Origin of the sequence: Hymenobacter sp. (genome assembly GCF_031398885.1) — a bacterium.
GTDB lineage: Bacteria > Bacteroidota > Bacteroidia > Cytophagales > Hymenobacteraceae > Hymenobacter.
On sequence record NZ_JANNOD010000047.1, the window covers coordinates 38898 to 56379 of the forward strand.

Consider the following 17482-nt stretch of genomic DNA (forward strand, 5'->3'; position numbering starts at 1 on the left):
TAAATGAAATGGGTGAGCTGGAGCGGGGAAATAGAAAGGGCTGGTGGAGGGAGGGTTTTTCTGCCGGCCAAGGAGCGGGAAAGCTGGATGCGCTGGCCGGCAGGCCGGTGAGTCGCCACCGGCTGACGGGTAAAATTTCTCAACGCGCCGGGCGGCTGACCGTTTGGAAATACAGCTTCCCCGTCGTCGGGCTGACTTCAGTGGGCGCAACCAGATACACCGCGTCGGTGCCGTCGGGGCGCATTTTTACCGCCAGGCGCTCAATCGACTTGCCCGCCGCCAAAGGCGTTTCCGCGAAGGGTGCCGTGCCCACGCTCTCGGCCACGGTGGCGGTGCTGAAGGTGCCTTTTTTGGAATAGTAGATGCGCACCATCCGGCCGTCGTGGGTGGTGCCCATGGCCGCGTTGGTGTCGCCGCCGGCGTAGACGGTGGTGCGTGACCAGGCGCGGCCGTTCCAGTAGGCGCGGCGCACGGTGTAGGGGCCGCCGTGGGTGGTGCGGTAGCGGTAAGCCACGCTCAGGTTGTTAGAGTTAGGTACCAGCGCCAGCCGGGCGCTCTGCACGCCGGGCGAAGTCAAGTCGGGGTCCGAGGTCCAAGTTTCGGCCCCTTCAAAGGACTGGTACTCGTCGCTGGCCGCAATGCTCACGGGCAGGGTCAGGGGGCGGCCGTCGGCCTTATAGGCCTTGCCGGTGGCCAGGTGGTAGCGCAGGTAAGCGGCCCGGTGGCGAATAATGCCCGAGGGCGCTTTGCTCCACTCGTAGATGATGTGCAGGTTGCCGGCCGCGTCGGCCTTCACGTCATCCGGATACACCGCGTAGCCCGCATCCCGGGCAAATACCCCCACCCGGGTCCAAGCGTTGGCCGCGTTGTTCCACCGATACAGCCGCCCCTGACCGTCGCCGTCGTTGATGCGCGCCCGAATCAGCAGGTATAAGTCGCCGGAGGGCGTGCGGGTCAGCACAGGGTACGTGTACGTGTCGCGCGGGTCAGGCATTTCCGCCGACTGGTTTTGCATGGTGGTGATGTCGCCGGGGGTCGCGGAGCGGTAATAGCGCCATCCGTTGTTGTGCATCGACACGAAAGCGTGCAGGTAGCCGTCGCCATCCACGGCCATGGAGGGCTGGTTGTGGCCCAGGTCATCGACATAGGTGGCGCAGGCCGGCGAGGCGGGCAGGCAGGCACTGGTCCAGGGGCCGGCGGCCTTGCGCTGCCCAATCCGCACCTGATGGTCGGCGGCCGTGGGTCCGGGCGCGTTAAATACGCAGTAAGTCCTGCCCTGGTACTCGTCGAGCGGGGTCCACCAGCCGGCCACGTTGCTGGCGTCAATTTCGGCGGCAACCGTTTCCAAGGGTCCGACCGCGGCAGCCAAGATGCCCGCGGCCGGGCGCTGGGGGGCCTTTGGGGCGTAAGCCGAGTTCTCGCCATCGTGCCAAACCAAGGTGACCGGCAGCAGGCCCGCCAGCAGCATCGGCCGGGCTACCCGGCGAGCATAGCGCACCGCCAAATTTGCTGCTCGCCACCGGCGAATTTCTTGCGCCGCGTTTGTACACCAATCAATGGGCATCGTAAAAAAGTGAAGCGGTAAAAGAAAGAAGGAGCCCAATCTCTACCGACCAGCGGCCGGCGGGGGCTAGTCGGGGTAGCAGCGTACCTCAAACAGGCTGGCCGGCACCTGGGCGCTGGGGTGGCGCAGGTGCAGCGTGAGGCGAGAGGTTTGCACGGGCGCGGCGAAGCGGATGGTATGGCGGGCCTGGTGGTTGCCGGTGCAGTAATAGAGCCGCTGGTTGTGTTCATCGCAGAGCACGAACTCGGCCACGCAGAAGGGCGACACGGTTTCGGGGTGGGTCATGAGCACGGTTTCGAGCGGGTGGTCCCAGTCGGGGTCGAAGTGCAGCTCCAAACGCCCGATGGTCTGGGGCGTGGGCCAGGTCAGGGTAAGCGTGGGGTCGAGGTCGGCGGGGTCGGCCACCCAGGCATTGGGCTGGCGGGTGGGACGGTGCAGGCCGGTGCGCAGGTTGTCGGGGCCGAAAACCGACAGGCCCGGCGTCAGGGTCAGGGCCAGGTTGTGGCCGGCCGGGCGGCGCTGAGGGCACCAGAACTCGAACGTGTCCACCCCAATATCTTCCGTGGGTTCCTGCTTGCCGTAATTGCTCACGGCCGGGTTTATCTGGTTGAACACCGACAGCACGCCCGTCAGGCGCTGCTGGCTGGCGGCCACCTGTACGTGCTCGTTTTTGAGCAGGCAGATAAACGCGTAGGCGGGCGCCTCCAGGACGCTGCTGAAATTCAAGGACACGCGCTGCCGGCCGGGCACGAGGTCCAGGTGCCGGGTCTCCAGGGTAAGGTCGGGGGTATGGTTGTCGGGTTTGCTGCTGCGGCGCAGCTCCACGGTGAGGGTAGTGGCCGCGCTGGCCTCAACCCAGAGGTGAATCTGGGGCACGGGGCCGGGGGCTAGCGGCAGCAGCTGGGCCGTGGCGGTGGTCAGGGGCAGCCAAGGGCCGTCAGGGAGCAACGTGGTAAGTATCAGCTCACTCGACACGCTGCGGGCGGCGCCGTGGGTAAGGTCGGCCGGGTCGTGCAGGTGCTGACCGGGAATATGCTGGCCGGTCTTGAGCAACTCCTGCAGTAGCTCCGCCAGCAAAGCCCCCTGCCCCAGGGCGCGGGGCTCCACCCCGTGCCGGGTGCACAGGGCCGCCGCCAGGCCCACGGCCTGGGCCACGTGCGCGCCGGTGGCCATGACCCGCGTCGAGCCAAAAGCGACGTGCGAGGCGCTGATAAGCCGGCCGGCCAGAAACACATTGCGCAGGTTGCGGCTGTAGAGGCAGCGGTAGGGAATGGCATACAGGCCCTTGGTGTGCCACTGGTTGCAACCCGGCTTTTCGCTGAACACCCCATCGGCGGGGTGTAAGTCAATGGACCAGCCCCCGAAGGCCACCGCGTCAGCAAAGGACACTTGTTCCACCAAGTCCTGCTGACGCAGCAAATAATCCCCCTCAAACCGGCGACTTTCCCGCTTGCCGGGGATGGTTCCCACCCACTCCAGTGTTAAGGTTTCGGCCTCCGGGAACTGGCCCGAGTTCTTGATATAATTCCAGACGCCGTAGACCACCGTCCACAGCTCCCACTTGATTTGCTCGGTGTCGTGCACCGTGTCGAGGCGGCCCCCGTACTCCAGCCACCACAGCTGGCAGCCCTGCTGCTGGGCGTTGAAGCGGCGGTAGCGCGGAATCCGCGTAATATCCTGCAAGGCAAAGGCCGGGGGCACGAAGCGCACGGGCTTGCCCGTATCCTTGGAGTAGAAGTAAATGGAGTGCCCCAGCAGCTCCCCGTACTCCTGGCTGGGCGCAAACTTCTCCCCCAATTCCTCGCTGCTTTCCGCTCCCATCCGAAACGCGGCCCCGGCCTGAAAAGCGACGATGCCGTCGCCGGAGGCGTCGCAGAACAGGGGCGCGGTCAGCTCGTAGAGGGTGCTGTTCTGGGAGCAGAAGCCGCGCACGGCCCGCACCGTGTCGGGGCCGGACTTCTCCACCGCCATTACGGCCGTGTTCAGCAGCAGGGTAATGGCGGGCTCCAGGCGAATTTTTTCGAGCAGAATCGTGTCGAATAGCAGCGGGTTGCCTTCGGGGTTGCGGTAGAGGTTTTCGACCAGCAGCTCATCCAGCACTCCTCCCTCGCGGGCCCAGCGGTTGTTGTTGCCCATGTGGGACGTGGCGCCCAGCACCCACAGGCGCACCTCGGAGCTGGCGTTGCCGCCCAGCACGGGCCGGTCCTGTACCAGAATAACACGGCTACCGGCCCGTGCCGCCGTAATGGCCCCGCACACACCCGCCAGCCCGCCGCCCACCACCACTAGGTCGGCGGTGAGGTGTTCGGTTTTAAGGTCGCGGTGGGATACAAAATCTTCTTTAATCATGGGGAAAACGAGTAAAGCACAGCATCAGCAAAACGATGGCTGCTAAATGGGATTGGTTAAGGCTTGGTTTTTTGGGTGTCAAGCTAAATGCGGTTTCGGTGTGGTAGCAGCCTCGGACCGAAGCTTGGCGGCAGTTCGCCACGGAATCAAAGCCAGTACCAGAATGACCATTGCCATCCCGGCCACCAGCCCCCTTCCCGTGGCTATAATAGCGCTGAGCGCGAATAGCAGTACACTAGTGAATGCCAACGCCCCGGCAATGACGCGCAGTCCAAACCGGTTCTGCTGCCGCGTTTCCCGCCGCTCCGCCGCGGCAACTTCGGGGAGTAAAGTATTGGCCGCTTGGCTGGCCGCTGACCGCTCACGGGAGTACCTGAGATAATCGGGGCTGACGGTGCCCCGGCGTGCGGCCCACAGTTCGTGCAGCAGCAGCAGCAGCACGGGCAAGCCTACCCCCACGATGTACTCTTCGGCGCGGCTAAGCTTCAGCCCGCTCGCCCAGGGCAGCAGCACCTTGCCCCCCAAATTCACGCCCAGGCTCAGCAGGGTGATGAGCAGGGTAGCCTGGCCGCTGAGGCGCCGGGAAAACAACGCCCACACCGGCGGGGCCAGCAGCGGCCCCCCGGTAATAGCGCCGATGGTTAGCACTACGTTGACCATACCCCCGGCGGCGGGCACGAGCAGGGCAATGCCAATCATGCCCAGCCCAAACGCCCACGATGCCAGCCGCGCCACCAGCATCAGCCGCCGGTCGGAAGCGGCCGGGTTCAGCAGGCCCTTGTAAATGTCGTTCGTCACCACGGCCGACACTACGTTGAGGGTGGTATTGGCCGTGGCCGAAGTGGAAAAATACATGCCCGTGAGCATGAGGCCCAGCAGGCCCGGTGGCAGCACCTGCCGGCAGATGAGCAAGTAGGCGTTTTCGGCGTCCAAGCCGGTCAGGTTGGGGTTGATGGTGCGGTAAATCATGGGGGGCAACATCCAGATAACCGGGCTGATGAGGTAAAGCCCGGCGAAGAGCAGCGCCACCTTGCGGGCCGCGCCGGGGCTCTCCACGCTGGTGTAGCGCTGCACAAACGCCCAGTTGCCCCCAATCTGGAAGGTATTATAGAGCATAAAGGCCACAATAAAGCCCCCGGTGTATTCCCCGTTCAGCGGCGCGAAAAAATCATCAGGGACTTTTTCCAGAAAAGCCGCCGTGCCGCCCGTAGCCTGCAAGGCCAGCGGCATCACCACCACCACGGCCGCCGTCAGAATCACGAATTGCAAGATGTCCGTCACCATCACGGCCCATAAGCCGCCCACGGCCGTGTAGGCAATCATGAACAAGCCCAGCACCACCGTGCAGGCCCCCAGCGGGTAGCCCAGCGACACGCTCACCAGCTTGGCCACGGGGTAGAGCACGGCTCCTTTCACAAACAGCGACACCAGCAAAAACGTGTAGATATAGAGCTTCTGCACCGTAGAGCCCAGGCGCTGCTTCACAAACTCGGCGGCGGTGAGCACCCCGGTGGCTTTCCAGCGCGGGGCCAGCCAGATGGCCGTTATAATGGCCGCCACGCACATGGCCCATTGAATGGTAATGGCCACCCACCCATGCTGGTAGGCAATGGAACCCCAAGCCACAAAAGTGCCAGCCGAGAAGAAACTCATGAACAAGGAGAGCCCCCCGATAAACCACGGCACGGCCTCGCCCCCGGCAAAAAACGACTTCAGGTTGCGGCCCGTGCGGGCAAACAGCATCCCGATGCCGAGTACGAACGCCGAAAACACCAGCATGACAACGGTATCAATCGCGACAGAGGGCATAAGAGCAAGCAAGTGAAAAAGCGCACCTGCTTGCTGTCAGCGGCGAGCAGACTTTGCAGGGCAATGTGGCAAGAATTATTGCGGCACCAATCCGGGAAACTCTCACTGCCCGCCCCGATGCGGAAAATGACTTTTAGATGGGTTTTAAAAGCAAACGAAAGGTAAACAATAAATTAATCAATGCAAGCGGTTGCATAGTTTGAGTGCAAACAAATAATTCGCTTTAAGCCATTCAGATTAGATTGAACGAAAGTGAAAAGGTAATTGCAAGACTTGCCTGAGCAATATGCTTGTCGTAGAAGCAACCGGTTGCAAAACAAAATTTCAAAGGTGCCGCCTTTACTTAATTCTGGAAGGCTTGACACTGATTCGCTTTGCCGAAGCACTGACCGGGCCGGATGCTTTACTTTGCCTTGTACAAGGAACCATTGCCTCAGGACGGTATACATACTCCTCCTAGGCTATGCCCAGGAGTAAGCAGATATGACGCACCGCATACCTGCTTGTCCACTTACTATAGCTGTCAAATACTTAAGAAACGCGCTTTTTAGCTATGGCAGCTGCTTCTAAATCCCCCTCTATCTACGACTTAGCAGAGAAGTTAAAGATTTCCGTATCTACAGTATCGAGAGCTTTACAGAATCATCCAAAAATCAGTCAGGTCACCAAACGACGGGTCCTGGAACTTGCCCGGCAATTGAACTATCAGCCCAACCAAATGGCCAAGGCATTGAGCCAAGGGCATAGTAAGCTTATCGGGGTACTAGTGCCTCACATTGATGGTTTCTTTTTCGGAACCATTGTGCGGGGAATTGAAACGGCGGCGCATCAGGCAGGCTATCACGTGCTTATATGCCAGAGTTATGAAGATGCTACCCTTCAGCAGGAAGCCCTAACCATGCTCTTGCAGGCCCAGGTTGCCGGAATATTAGTTTCCTTGGCAATAAGCACCCCCGATGCCAGCGCTTTCGCGCCGGTGCTGGAGCGGCACGTCCCGCTAGTTTTATTTGACCGTTTCATCAGCGGGTTTGACGTCAGTTCAGTTGTCATTGATGACTATCAGGGAGCCTATGACATGACGACGCACTTGCTGGCTCAAGGTGCCCGTCGCATAGCGCACTTAGCGGGTCCGCAGAGTATGGGTATTTTTCGGGAACGGTTGCGGGGTTTTCAAGCCGCGCTTCACAGCCACAACGCAGTATCTGACCCAGCCCTTATCCTCTTTGATAGTCTCTATATCGAGGGAGGAATTAGAGGCATGACTGCGCTGCTCCAGTTGCCGCAACCACCAGACGCGGTATTTGCCGCCAATGATTTTGCTGCTATTGGCGCACTACAGGTTTTAAAGGAAAAGAATCTCCGCGTACCAGAGGACTTATTACTCGCGGGTTTTGGTGATGAGTTGACCTCTGCTTACGTTGAGCCACCATTGTCAACTGTGAATCAGCTTAACCTAAAAATGGGCGAAGCGGCCGTACAGCTGCTGCTTAATGCTCTAAACAAAACGCATGGCCCTGCCCCGCATCGCTTTGTACTTAAACCGGAGCTTATCGTCCGCCGCTCAAGCAACCGACAGAACTGAGCTAAATTTAAGACACTGCTGTTACGCGGCGAATGGCTGTGGATGCAGGAAGGTGAGGTGGTCCGATTAGGCTGGACAGTTTAGGGCAGTAGTTTGAAGAAGTTGGTGGTGAGTGGAATACGGAGTCTGATAGCTGATGCTGGAGTGTAGCCGGTCGTGGTTATAGTAGTCAAAATAGTCGGCCACGCTGGCCTGGGCATCGGCCAGGTCAGCGAAAACGGGCCACTCGCGGAGTTCGAGCACCTCGGTTTTGGGGCGGGACCAGAGGCTCTCGGCCTGGGCGTTGTCGTAGCACTCGCCGCGGCGACTCTGCAAACGCACGGCCCCGTACCGGTGCAAGAGGACGCGGTAGGCGTTGCCGCAGTACTGGCCGCACCGGTCGGAGTGCACGAGCAGCCCGGGCGTGGGGGGCTGGGCCAAAAACCCCCGCTGCAAGGCCATGGTGGCCAGTTCTTCGGGCATGGTGGCCATGACGTGCTTGCTGGCCATGTCCTGAAAGGCGCACAAATAGGCCCAGGCGCCGTTGGCCAGGGGCAAGTAGGGTGATGTCCGAGACCCAGACCCGGTTGGCCTGAGTCGGCTTGGGCTGGTCGAGCAGTCGGTTGGGGGCGCAGCGCAAGCCGTGGGTAGAGTCGGTCGTGCGCGGGGCGAAGGCCTTGGGCTGAAGCGCGTGCAAGCCCCGCCTGCGCAGGGCCGTGCGCAGGCACTGGCGGCCCACCGGTGCCCTTTTTGGCCCAGGGCGACTTGGAGCCGGCGGGTGCCGTAGCGGCGTTTGTGCCGGCTAAAAACCTTGACCAACGCCTTTTCCCAGGCCGGTAATTCGCTCTCCGCTGCCTGCTGCTGGCCTTGTTGCCAGGCGTAAAAGCTGCTGGGCGGCACGCCCAGCACCTGGCAGAGTTGGCGCACGGGGTAGTGGCCGCGCTCGGCGGCAATAAAACGGTAGCGGCTCATGGCGTCCCGGTCTGCGAGAGCCTGCGCTTATAGCAGGCAACTGGCAATGGCTTTTTTTAAAATCTCCAGTTCCTGCGCCTGCCGCCGGGCTAGGGCCCGCAACTGACGCAGCTCCGTGGCCGTGGCCGGGTCCAGCGCCGCGCCCAAGGCGGCCCCCACCGGCGATTAGGCCGCTTTCTGCCACTGGTAGATGCGTTTCGGGCCGATGTTCAGCGCCCGGACGGCCGCTTGGACCAAGCGGCTTTGTGCGGCCAGACGCAAGCCTTCGGCGCGGAAGGCCGCATCATATTTGCGCCGTTTGTCAGGTTTTGGCGTGTCGTTCATGACAAAGGAAAGATACTGCCCTAAACTGTCCAGATTTTGCCGACCATCTCAAGTTTGACAATAATCCCGAAACCGCCATCTCACCCTGCCTCTAAAGCTGCTTCTGCGCCTGCCAAAGCACAACCTGCCAGCCGTGGCGGGGGACCTTTATGTGGATCACCGCATACTTGAGGCGAGCCAGACTAGGCCGCCCATCGGCTTTGGCGGGCGAGGTGATGACGACGGTGCCATTTACTACGGCGGCACGGTCGTCGTTATAGAGGCGCACGTTCAGTGCCTCCACATCAATTTTATCATACTGGCTTTTGCCGTCGCGGATGCTTTGGAGGTAGCTGGTTTTAGTATCTTGATGGCCGCTGGCGTGGATATATACTAAATCATCGGCGAAGACTTTCCCCAAAAAAGTATAGTCTTTCGCTACTTGAGCCGCAAAGCGCTGGCGCTCTAAAACTTCAACTTCCTGAATGGCGACCATGTCTAGCTTGGTTTGGGCGAAAGTAAGCGCCGGCAGCAACAGTAAGATCGTAAGTACTAGGAAATGCTTTTTCATAAAAGAAGGCCCAGAGCCGGGCAATTACCAGCACCAATTATTAGCGTTCGAGGCTAATCTGCTTCATGCGCGGGACTAGCAGGTGCATGAACACCCAGGCCAGCAAGTAGGCCCCGCCGCATATCCAGAACATGATAAAGTAAGCAGTTTCCAGTTGATTAATACTTTCGTAGTACACAAACATCCGCTTTTGCACCAGAGCCGAGAGTAGAATGCCCCCTAATCCGCCGGCCATGCCGCCGATGCCCGTCACGGAAGCCACCGCCCGCTTCGGAAACATATCCGAAACGGTGGTGAAAATGTTAGCACTCCAGGCTTGGTGAGCGGCCGCCGCCAGACCAATCACCAACACGGCCAGCCACATATTGATTTGCCCCAACTGCTGGGCGAATACAATTGGGAACACGCCCAGCGCGATGAGCAGCATAGAAGTCTTGCGGGCGCGGAAGGCGGACAAGCCTTTGCGGATAAAGTTTAGCGGAATCCAGCCGCCCCCCACGCTGCCGATGCTCGACAGCACGTAGACCGTCGCTACCGGCAGGGCAACGGCGGTGCCCGTTAGGTCGTATTGCTTGTTCAAAAAATCGGGCAGCCAGAATAAATAAAACCACCAAATAGGGTCGGTCAGGAACTTGCCCACCACGAAGGCCCAGGTCTGGCGAAACGTGAGTAGGCGAAACCAGGAAACCTTTGACTGGGTTTCGATGGGGGCCGCCATCTCGTCCACGTCACTGTGAATGTATTCGAACTCGGCTTTGGTCAGGCGGGCCTGCCGGGCGGGCACTTCGTAGTATTTTAACCACAGCAGCAGCCACACGAACCCCAGCGCCCCCGTGATAATAAAGGCCCACTGCCAGCCGATAGTTTCGGCAATCAGCGGCACGGTGAGTGGGGCAATAATAGCTCCAACGTTGGAGCCAGAGTTGAAAATACCCGTCGCCAAAGCCCGCTCCCGTTGCGGAAACCACTCGGCCGTTGCCTTGATGGCCGCCGGAAAGTTGCCCGCTTCCGTTGCCCCTAGAAAGGCCCGCGCTACGCTGAACCCCAGTGTGCTACTCACCAAAGCGTGGCCCATCGCCGCCAGGCTCCACAAAAAAGTAGCCAACGCATAGCCCAACTTCGTGCCCAACGTATCGATGACGCGGCCCGCACCCAGCATTCCCAGCGAGTAGGCCACTTTAAAGGCGATTTCGATGTTAGCATAGTCACCCGCGTTCCAGCGAAACTCGGTTTCTAGGTAAGGCTTAAGCAGGGCGATGACCGCACGGTCAAGGTAATTGACCGTGGTGGCAAAAAACACCAGGGCACAGATAGTCCAGCGGTACTTGCCCACGATGGATAAGTCGGGAGAAGGCACGGGCGGCGCGTGGGTTCGGGAGGGTAGCATTATTGGGTGCGGGAGTTAAGGTCAGGGCGATACTCGTACTCTGGGGCCAAAGCAGCGACGCGAACCCCACGCAGGACAGTGTAAGAATTAGGTTTTCAGAGTATTTACAAACGCCATTAAATCAATAATCTGTCGACTCAAAGCCTCAGTATCATCCGCGTTTTTGAAAAGCTGCGAACCAATACCGACTACGTTCACGCCGGCTCCAAACCACTCGGACAGGCTCTCGCGGGTCGGTTCCACGCCGCCCGTCACCATCAGCTTCACGTCGGGCAGCGGGCCGCGCAGGCTTTTAATATAGCCCGCCCCCAGCGCGTTGCCGGGAAATACTTTCACCAAAGCCGCGCCGAGCCGACTGGCCTGGTAAATCTCGTTCAAGGTCATCGCGCCTGGCACCCAGGCCACGTCGTTACGGCGGCAAACGCTCCCCACGGCGTCCGTCGTGACGGGCTGCACCACGAAATCGGCCCCAGCCGCGATGAAGCGCTCCGCCTCCTCCGCCTGGTAAATCGTGCCAATGCCCAACATGAGCTCCGGGCAAGAGTCACGCACGAAAGTCGCCAACTCGGCGAAGACCTGGAAGGCATTTTCGCCTCGATTCGTAAACTCAAACACCCGCACCCCACCCGCGTAGCAAGTCTGCAGAAGGTGCCGGACATAAGCCGCATCGGCGTGGTAAAACACCGGCACCACCGGGTAGCGTAGCACGGCTGTTAGCATGTGAGCGGAGGGGAAACGCATATTTGTTCACTTAACAATTAACACTGAGCAACTAACGTTGAATAAAGGCTTGTTTCCAGGCAGAACAGGCAGAGGGTGAGAACGAGTGTCAATTACTCAGTGTCAATTAACAATAGACTTCATCGCACCAACCGGCCGGTGGTGTCGCCTTGCAGGACGTGCTCCACTTCGGCTACCGTTATAAGATTTACGTCGCCGGGAATGGTGTGCTTGAGGGCTGAGGCGACAATGGCGAAGTGCAGCGCCTCTCGGGGCGTAGCGTAATGCAACGAGCCGTAAATAAACCCCCCTAAAAAAGCATCGCCCCCACCGATACGGTCTACCACGGGCGTGATGTCGTAAATGGATGTTTCTAGATAAGTGCCGTCGTAGAGTTGGCCTTTAATGCACTCGTGGGAGGCGCTCTGGGTTTTGCGGCGGGTGCTGAGCACCTGTTTTATCTGGGGAAAGCGGGTCATCAATTGGTTGGCTACAGAAGCGAAGTGATTCTCCGCCGCGGCCGCCGGCCGGATTCCAAACAAGTCGTCGGCGTCGTTTTCGGAACACACCACTACGTCGCAGTCGGCCACCAAATCCGGCATTATCTCCTGAGCGCGCCGGCCGTACTGCCAGAGGTTGCGGCGGTAGTTCACGTCGGCCGACACGGTGAGGCCCAGGCGGCGGGCCGCCCGGATACCGTCGCGCAGAGCCTGAGCAGCGGCGGCCGAAACAGCGGGCGAGATGCCCGTCCAGTGCAGCCATTGTGCGTTTTTCAGGATATCATCCCAATCAAAGGCGGCTGGGTCGAGGTGAGCAAAGGCCGAGTCTATCCGGTCGTATACCACCCTGCTGGCCCGCAGCGAGGCACCGGTTTCCAGAAAGTACAAGCCCAGTCGCCGGCCGGGCGCGAATACCGCGTGGCGCATATCCACGCCCAGGCGTTGGAAGCTTTGGGCCGCGGCCTGCCCTAGCTCACCGGCCGGAAGGCAAGTAACGTGCGCGGCCGGCACGCCTAGTCCGGCCAGAGCCGCGCCCACGTTGGCCTCGCCCCCACCGTAATTCACCTCGAAACTGGCTGCCTGGGTGAGCCGCTGGTGGCGCGGCGGAGAGAGGCGCATCATAATTTCCCCGAAGGTGACGACTTGTTTCATTTGGTTGGGTATAACCTCAAGCTCCAGCTTTGCTTCTATCCTTCAGTATGAAATTGTTGCGGTCGTTGTTAGTAACCCGAAGCTTCCGCTTTGCACCTTGTCGAACCGTAGGACAATGGATGTAGTGAGGGTGGCGGGGGAATTTACGATGTTATTCACTAAAAAACGACACGCGAAGCGGAAGCTTATTGCTACTATTACGCTACGGCCTCCAAGCAGGGGCATGGAGTTACGTGGGGCTGACACAGCCGCAAAAATTAAAATATGCTTTCGCGTTGTGATAGCAGATATTTTGAATAATACCCCCCAGCAGTGCCAGCTCGTCGGGCAGTTCGCCGTTTTCTATGTCGCTGCCAAACAGGTTGCAGAGTACGCGCCGGAAGTACTCGTGGCGCGGGTAGGACAGAAAGCTGCGTGAATCGGTGAGCATTCCTACGAATTGGCTGATTAAACTCATGTTAGACAGCGTGTTGAGCTGCTTCTCTATACCGTCTTTCTGATCCAGAAACCACCAGCCAGAGCCCCACTGCACCTTGCCTGCTACTGAGCCGTCGTTGAAATTACCTACCATCGTGGCCAGCACTTCGTTGTCGGCGGGGTTAAGGTTGTAAAGAATGGTTTTGCCCAGTTGATCCGACGAGTCGAGGCGGTCGAGGAAAAGGGCCAGGTGGCGGCTCTGCGCGAAGTCGCCGATGCTGTCCCAGCCCGTGTCTGGACCGAGCTGACGCAGCATCCGGGAGTTATTGTTGCGTAAAGCGCCCAAGTGAAACTGCTGGGTCCAGCCGCGGGCGTGGTCCAGGCGGGCCAGATCCAGCAGCAGACTTGACTTCAGCGCCTCGGCCTCGGCTTGGCTCAGTTCTCGACCGCTCCGTACTTTGTCAAACGCGGCCGTGACCTGCTCAGACGTAAAGTCGGCCGATGACAGGCGTTCCAGACCGTGGTCGGAGAGCCGGCAGCCTTGGGCGTGAAAGAAATCATGGCGCTGGCGCAGGGTGGCGAGCAGGTCGTCGTAAGTCTGAATAGTCACGCCGGCGGCCACGCCAAGCTCATCCAGGTACTGATTATAGGCGGCTGCCTTCTCCACCGCCATTGCCTTATCGGGCCGGAAAGTGGGCAGAATCTGTACTTCAAACCCACTGGCGGCCAGGGTGCGGTGATGGTCCAAAGAGTCGGCCGGGTCGTCGGTGGTGCAGAGCGTCTCCACGTTCATCTTGCGCAGCAGATTCCGCACCGAGTACTCAGGCGTCCGGAGCAGCGCGTTGCATTGCTCGTAGATGCGGCGGGCACTGCCGGCGTTGAGCAACTCCGTTACGCCAAAGTAGCGCTGCAGCTCCAGGTGCGTCCAGTGATAGAGGGGATTGCGCACGGTCTGGGGCACGGTTTCAGCCCATTGCTCAAACTTTTCCCAATCCGAAGCGTCGCCGGTGATGTAGCGTTCGGACACGCCGTTGGTGCGCATGGCGCGCCACTTGTAATGGTCGCCGGAAAGCCACGCCTGCGTGATGTTGTCAAACTGCCGGTCCTCGGCAATCTGGTTGGGCGGCAGGTGGCAGTGGTAGTCTATTATGGGCATCGCCGCCGCGTACTCGTGGTAGAGTTGCCGGGCGGTGGCTGTTTGCAGCAGGAAGTTATCGTTGAGAAAAGGGATTTTCATAGCGAAAGTTTTAGCTTTTTGTTCTGGCGGGGCTTGGGGATAAGGCTCATTGTTGTTTCCCTTCACAATGATACCCCCCGTTTCCACGGGATAAAATCCGTTTGGCCGTGGCGCACGGCAGCCACTTCTGCCCCACTAGCGACCTGAATCACATAGTCCAAAATTCGCTCCCCGGCCTGCTCAATGGTTTCCTCGCCGTCGATGACTGTGCCGGTATTCAGGTCGATAATGTCGGGCATGCGCTGGGCCAAAGCGGTGTTGGAGGAAATCTTGACGACCGGGGCGATGGGGTTGCCGGTGGGCGTGCCCAGGCCGGTCGTGAACAAGACTACCGTGGCCCCGGAGCCGACCTCGGCCGTGGTGGATTCGACGTCGTTGCCGGGGGTGCAGAGCAGGTTAAGGCCGGGCTTGGTCACGGGCTCCGGGTAGTCAAGCACGGCCACGACGGGCGAGCTGCCGCCCTTCCGCGCCGCGCCGGCCGACTTCATGGCGTCAGTAATCAGGCCGTCGCGAATATTGCCGGGCGAAGGATTCATGTCGAAGCCTGAGCCGGCGGCTACGGCGCTCTCGCCATAAGCTTTCATCAAGGAGCTAAACCGCTCGGCCGTGACCGTATCCACACTTCGGTCTACCAATTCCTGCTCCACGCCGCACAATTCGGGAAATTCGGATAGAATCACCGAGCCGCCCAGAGCTACCAGTAAATCCGAGACGTAGCCCACGGCGGGATTGGCCGAAATACCGGAAAACCCGTCGGAGCCGCCGCATTCTAGCCCGAGGCAGAGCCTGCTCAACGGCGCGGGCTGGCGCCGCACTTGGTTGGCCTGCATCAGCCCGGCAAACGTCTGGCGCAGGGCCGTGCTGATGAGCGTCTCCTCGGTTCCAATTTTCTGCTGCTCCAGAATGAATAACGGCTTGTCAAAGTTGGGGCTGCGCTTATTTATTTCATCCTGGAGCAGCGTCACCTGGGCGTTCTGGCAACCCAGACTAAGCACCGTCGCGCCGGCTACGTTGGGGTGGGTGATGTAGCCGGCCAGCAGGCCGCAGAGCGTCTGCGCGTCTTGGCGGATGCCACCGCAGCCGCCCTCGTGGCTCAGAAACCGAATGCCATCCACGTTGGGAAACAGGCGGGCAGCTCTAGGGAGGACGTTTTCGGCCGAGTGCAGGTCGGTTTGCAAAATCTCTTCCACCGACTTACCCGCCCGCAACAGCTGAATCAGGGCTTGGGTCTGGGGCTGGTAGCTTTTGCGGCGGGCGTAGCCGAGCTCGTTTACCAGGGCTTCTTCTAATACCTGCACGTTTCGGTTCTCGCAGAAAACCAACGGGATAACCAGCCAGTAGTTGGCCGTACCCACCCGCCCGTCAGAGCGGTGGTAGCCCTGAAAAGTGCGCTCCTGCCAGCAGCTCACATCGGGGGCGACCCAGGTAGTTTTCTGGTGCCGCGCTTCGTCGTAGGTGTCGGTAGCAGGTTGGATGTTGCTGGTTGTGAGTAGGCCGCCGGCCGGAATGGCCTGGCGAACTTTGCCCACCAGTACCCCGTACATGGTCACCAAGTCGCCGGGCTCAAAGGCGCGGGTGGCCAGCTTGTGCTTGGCCGGAATGCGGGCTGTGGTGGTCAGCGTCGCACCGTTCCAGGGCACGGGCGTCCCGGCACGCAAGTCAACCAGTGCCACCAGTACGTTATCGGCGGGGTGAATTTTGGCTACCTGATGCTTCATCTGGCTGAGGTTGTTGCTCTCGTTAAATATCCCCCCACGGTAGCCGCCACGCCGGTTTCCAGCAGCTGTTGGAGGTAGTCGCTCACGCTCGCCGCAAAGCCCGGCAGTTGGCTGAGGTCGTGGCCCCAGAGTGCTTGGTTTTGCAAGACGGCAGTGGTCAAATCGGCTGTATTCAGGCCACTCGACCACAGCCCGGCGAAGTAGCCAGCCTGCTCATCCTGAATGGTATACTCGGTGGTGTGGGCCGTGCCGTACCACTCTTTGCCCTGCTGCCGCGTACCGCGCATAAACAGCAGATAGGCCGCAAAGCCTAGCGCCATGCCGGGCGGCGCGGTGCCGAAGCGGTCGGAGTAGTGCCGCAGCGTGGGCACGTTGCGTAACCGCATTTTCAGCGAGCACTGCGCCGTGATAGTCAGCCAGCGGTGCTCGATAGCGGGGTTGCGAAGGCGGTCCAGCACCTGGGAGCCGAAGCGCCGCCCTGTTTCCTCATCCACTGGGTAGGGAATGCCCAGCCGCAGCTCATTAAGCAAGCTTTGAATAAAGCCCGCTACCAAGGCATTGTCCATTGCCTCGCGCACGGTGGCGCAGCCACTCAGGAAAGCCAAGCCGCAGCTCAGCGTATGAGTGCCGTTGAGCAGGCGCAGCTTTAGCTCCCGAAATAGGTCAATATCGGGTTGGATAATCACGCCCGAATCGGTCCGGTGAAACGACAGTACCGCTTTTACTCGCTCGTTGCCCTCGATGGCCCAGAGCAAGTACGCTTCGGCCATCGTCAACAGTTCATCCTGGTAGCCGAGCTGGGTGGTTAGGGCGTAGTAGGCCTCTTCGGTGGGGCGGCCGGGCACGATGCGGTCTACCAAAGAGTTGCAGCAGGCATTGGCCGTTCCCAGCCACTCGATAAACTCACTTTCCAGGTCGTTGCGGTAGGCCAGTTCTAATAAAATGGCTTCCAATTTGCGGCCATTATTGGGAATAAGCTCGGTGGGTACGATAACCAAGCCTTTGGTTTTGTCGCCATTAAACGCCTGAAAACGAGCGTACAACACTGCCAGTAACTTACCCGGAAATGACCGGGGCGGCGCTTGCCGCACGTCGTCGGGTATTAGCTCAATGCCGACTTCAGTGGTGTTGGAAATAACCACTCGCAGCTCAGGATTGCGGGCGCAGGCCAACACCTCAGCCCACTGGCTATCGGCCGATAACACCTGACTGATACTGGCGCACACCACGTTTTCTTCTACCGGATGCCCGTCCGCCACGCCCCGGATGCCGAGTGTGTATAGATTATCCTGGCGCTCGAAAGCGCTCAAGTCGCCCCCGTCGGTGGACTTCACGACCACTATGCGGCCATTGAATATACCCTGGCGGTTAGCTTTATCAATCAAGTAGTCGGGCAGGCCGCGCAGCAGGACGCCAGTACCGAATTGCAGCACTTTTTCTGGTAATTCCAACAAGGCGGCCGTAGGCCGAAGGACCAGGGCAGTTGTTGCAGTAAGGGCCACGGCGCGGGATAAGTTTTTCACAACTGCTTATGATTTCGGGTTGGGGACAGGCCTTTTCTGCTGCCACTTGCAATAGTGCCAGGCCGGCCGCTCACGCTCAATTTTGGCCAAAGCCAATTTTTTCACCCTGCTGCGGCTTACGTAAAGGAGCTGGTCGGTATTTACCAGAATTGATACATTAAATGGTCATATGGGCAACAGGTTGCTAGCCCACGGAAGCT

At 59.8% G+C, this 17482-nt stretch carries 14 protein-coding genes; 1 reads left to right on the plus strand and 13 read right to left on the minus strand.

The features are described 5' to 3' along the window. Positions 1–139 precede the first annotated feature (139 nt). The 3 genes from RMO51_RS08510 to RMO51_RS08520 all read right to left on the minus strand — a co-directional run bounded on the left by RMO51_RS08510 (position 140) and on the right by RMO51_RS08520 (position 5722). Positions 140–1498: a BNR-4 repeat-containing protein gene (locus tag RMO51_RS08510; RefSeq protein WP_310393795.1), complete on the minus strand. Its 1359-nt coding sequence runs from the start codon at positions 1496–1498 to the stop codon at positions 140–142. A gap of 132 nt (positions 1499–1630) precedes the next feature. Beyond that, positions 1631–3913 (minus strand): FAD-dependent oxidoreductase, encoded by a 2283-nt coding sequence (locus RMO51_RS08515; RefSeq protein ID WP_310393797.1) that lies wholly within the window; start codon positions 3911–3913, stop codon positions 1631–1633. A 78-nt stretch (positions 3914–3991) separates the two neighbouring features. After that, complete coding sequence (locus tag RMO51_RS08520) at positions 3992–5722, minus strand: sodium:solute symporter family protein (protein WP_310393798.1); 1731 nt, start codon at positions 5720–5722, stop codon at positions 3992–3994. A gap of 553 nt (positions 5723–6275) precedes the next feature. On the opposite strand from RMO51_RS08520, the gene RMO51_RS08525 reads away from it, so the two are divergent. After that, the gene (locus RMO51_RS08525) at positions 6276–7304 is read left to right on the plus strand and encodes a LacI family DNA-binding transcriptional regulator (RefSeq protein ID WP_310393800.1); all 1029 of its coding nucleotides are present in this window, start codon (positions 6276–6278) and stop codon (positions 7302–7304) included. Between the two features lie 66 nt (positions 7305–7370). Here RMO51_RS08525 and RMO51_RS08530 read toward each other — a convergent pair whose 3' ends face one another. From RMO51_RS08530 to RMO51_RS08575, 10 genes are all read right to left on the minus strand, one after another. Continuing rightward, positions 7371–8255 (minus strand): IS3 family transposase, encoded by an 885-nt coding sequence (locus RMO51_RS08530; protein ID WP_310393801.1) that lies wholly within the window; start codon positions 8253–8255, stop codon positions 7371–7373. A gap of 27 nt (positions 8256–8282) precedes the next feature. Further along, positions 8283–8414: a hypothetical protein gene (locus RMO51_RS08535; protein ID WP_310393803.1), complete on the minus strand. Its 132-nt coding sequence runs from the start codon at positions 8412–8414 to the stop codon at positions 8283–8285. A 6-nt stretch (positions 8415–8420) separates the two neighbouring features. Next, a complete protein-coding gene (locus tag RMO51_RS08540; RefSeq protein ID WP_310393805.1) occupies positions 8421–8579 on the minus strand; it encodes a hypothetical protein in 159 nt (52 codons plus the stop codon). A 91-nt stretch (positions 8580–8670) separates the two neighbouring features. Then, complete coding sequence (locus RMO51_RS08545) at positions 8671–9129, minus strand: nuclear transport factor 2 family protein (protein ID WP_310393807.1); 459 nt, start codon at positions 9127–9129, stop codon at positions 8671–8673. 40 nt (positions 9130–9169) lie between these two features. Then, the gene (locus RMO51_RS08550; protein ID WP_310393809.1) at positions 9170–10516 is read right to left on the minus strand and encodes an MFS transporter; all 1347 of its coding nucleotides are present in this window, start codon (positions 10514–10516) and stop codon (positions 9170–9172) included. Between the two features lie 87 nt (positions 10517–10603). Beyond that, on the minus strand, positions 10604–11257 hold the full coding sequence (locus RMO51_RS08555; protein WP_310393811.1) for a bifunctional 4-hydroxy-2-oxoglutarate aldolase/2-dehydro-3-deoxy-phosphogluconate aldolase: 654 nt from the start codon (positions 11255–11257) through the stop codon (positions 10604–10606). Positions 11258–11376: 119 nt separating this feature from the next. Next, positions 11377–12387 (minus strand): sugar kinase, encoded by a 1011-nt coding sequence (locus RMO51_RS08560; protein ID WP_310393813.1) that lies wholly within the window; start codon positions 12385–12387, stop codon positions 11377–11379. Positions 12388–12616: 229 nt separating this feature from the next. Continuing rightward, positions 12617–14041 (minus strand): glucuronate isomerase, encoded by a 1425-nt coding sequence (gene uxaC, locus RMO51_RS08565; RefSeq protein ID WP_310393814.1) that lies wholly within the window; start codon positions 14039–14041, stop codon positions 12617–12619. 62 nt (positions 14042–14103) lie between these two features. After that, on the minus strand, positions 14104–15759 hold the full coding sequence (locus tag RMO51_RS08570; RefSeq protein WP_310393816.1) for an altronate dehydratase family protein: 1656 nt from the start codon (positions 15757–15759) through the stop codon (positions 14104–14106). After that, positions 15756–17282 carry a tagaturonate reductase gene (locus tag RMO51_RS08575; RefSeq protein WP_310393818.1) on the minus strand — a complete coding sequence of 509 codons (1527 nt, stop codon included), beginning with the start codon at positions 17280–17282 and terminating at the stop codon, positions 15756–15758. The genes RMO51_RS08570 and RMO51_RS08575 overlap by 4 nt, the downstream gene beginning before the upstream one ends. Between the last annotated feature and the right edge of the window lie 200 nt (positions 17283–17482).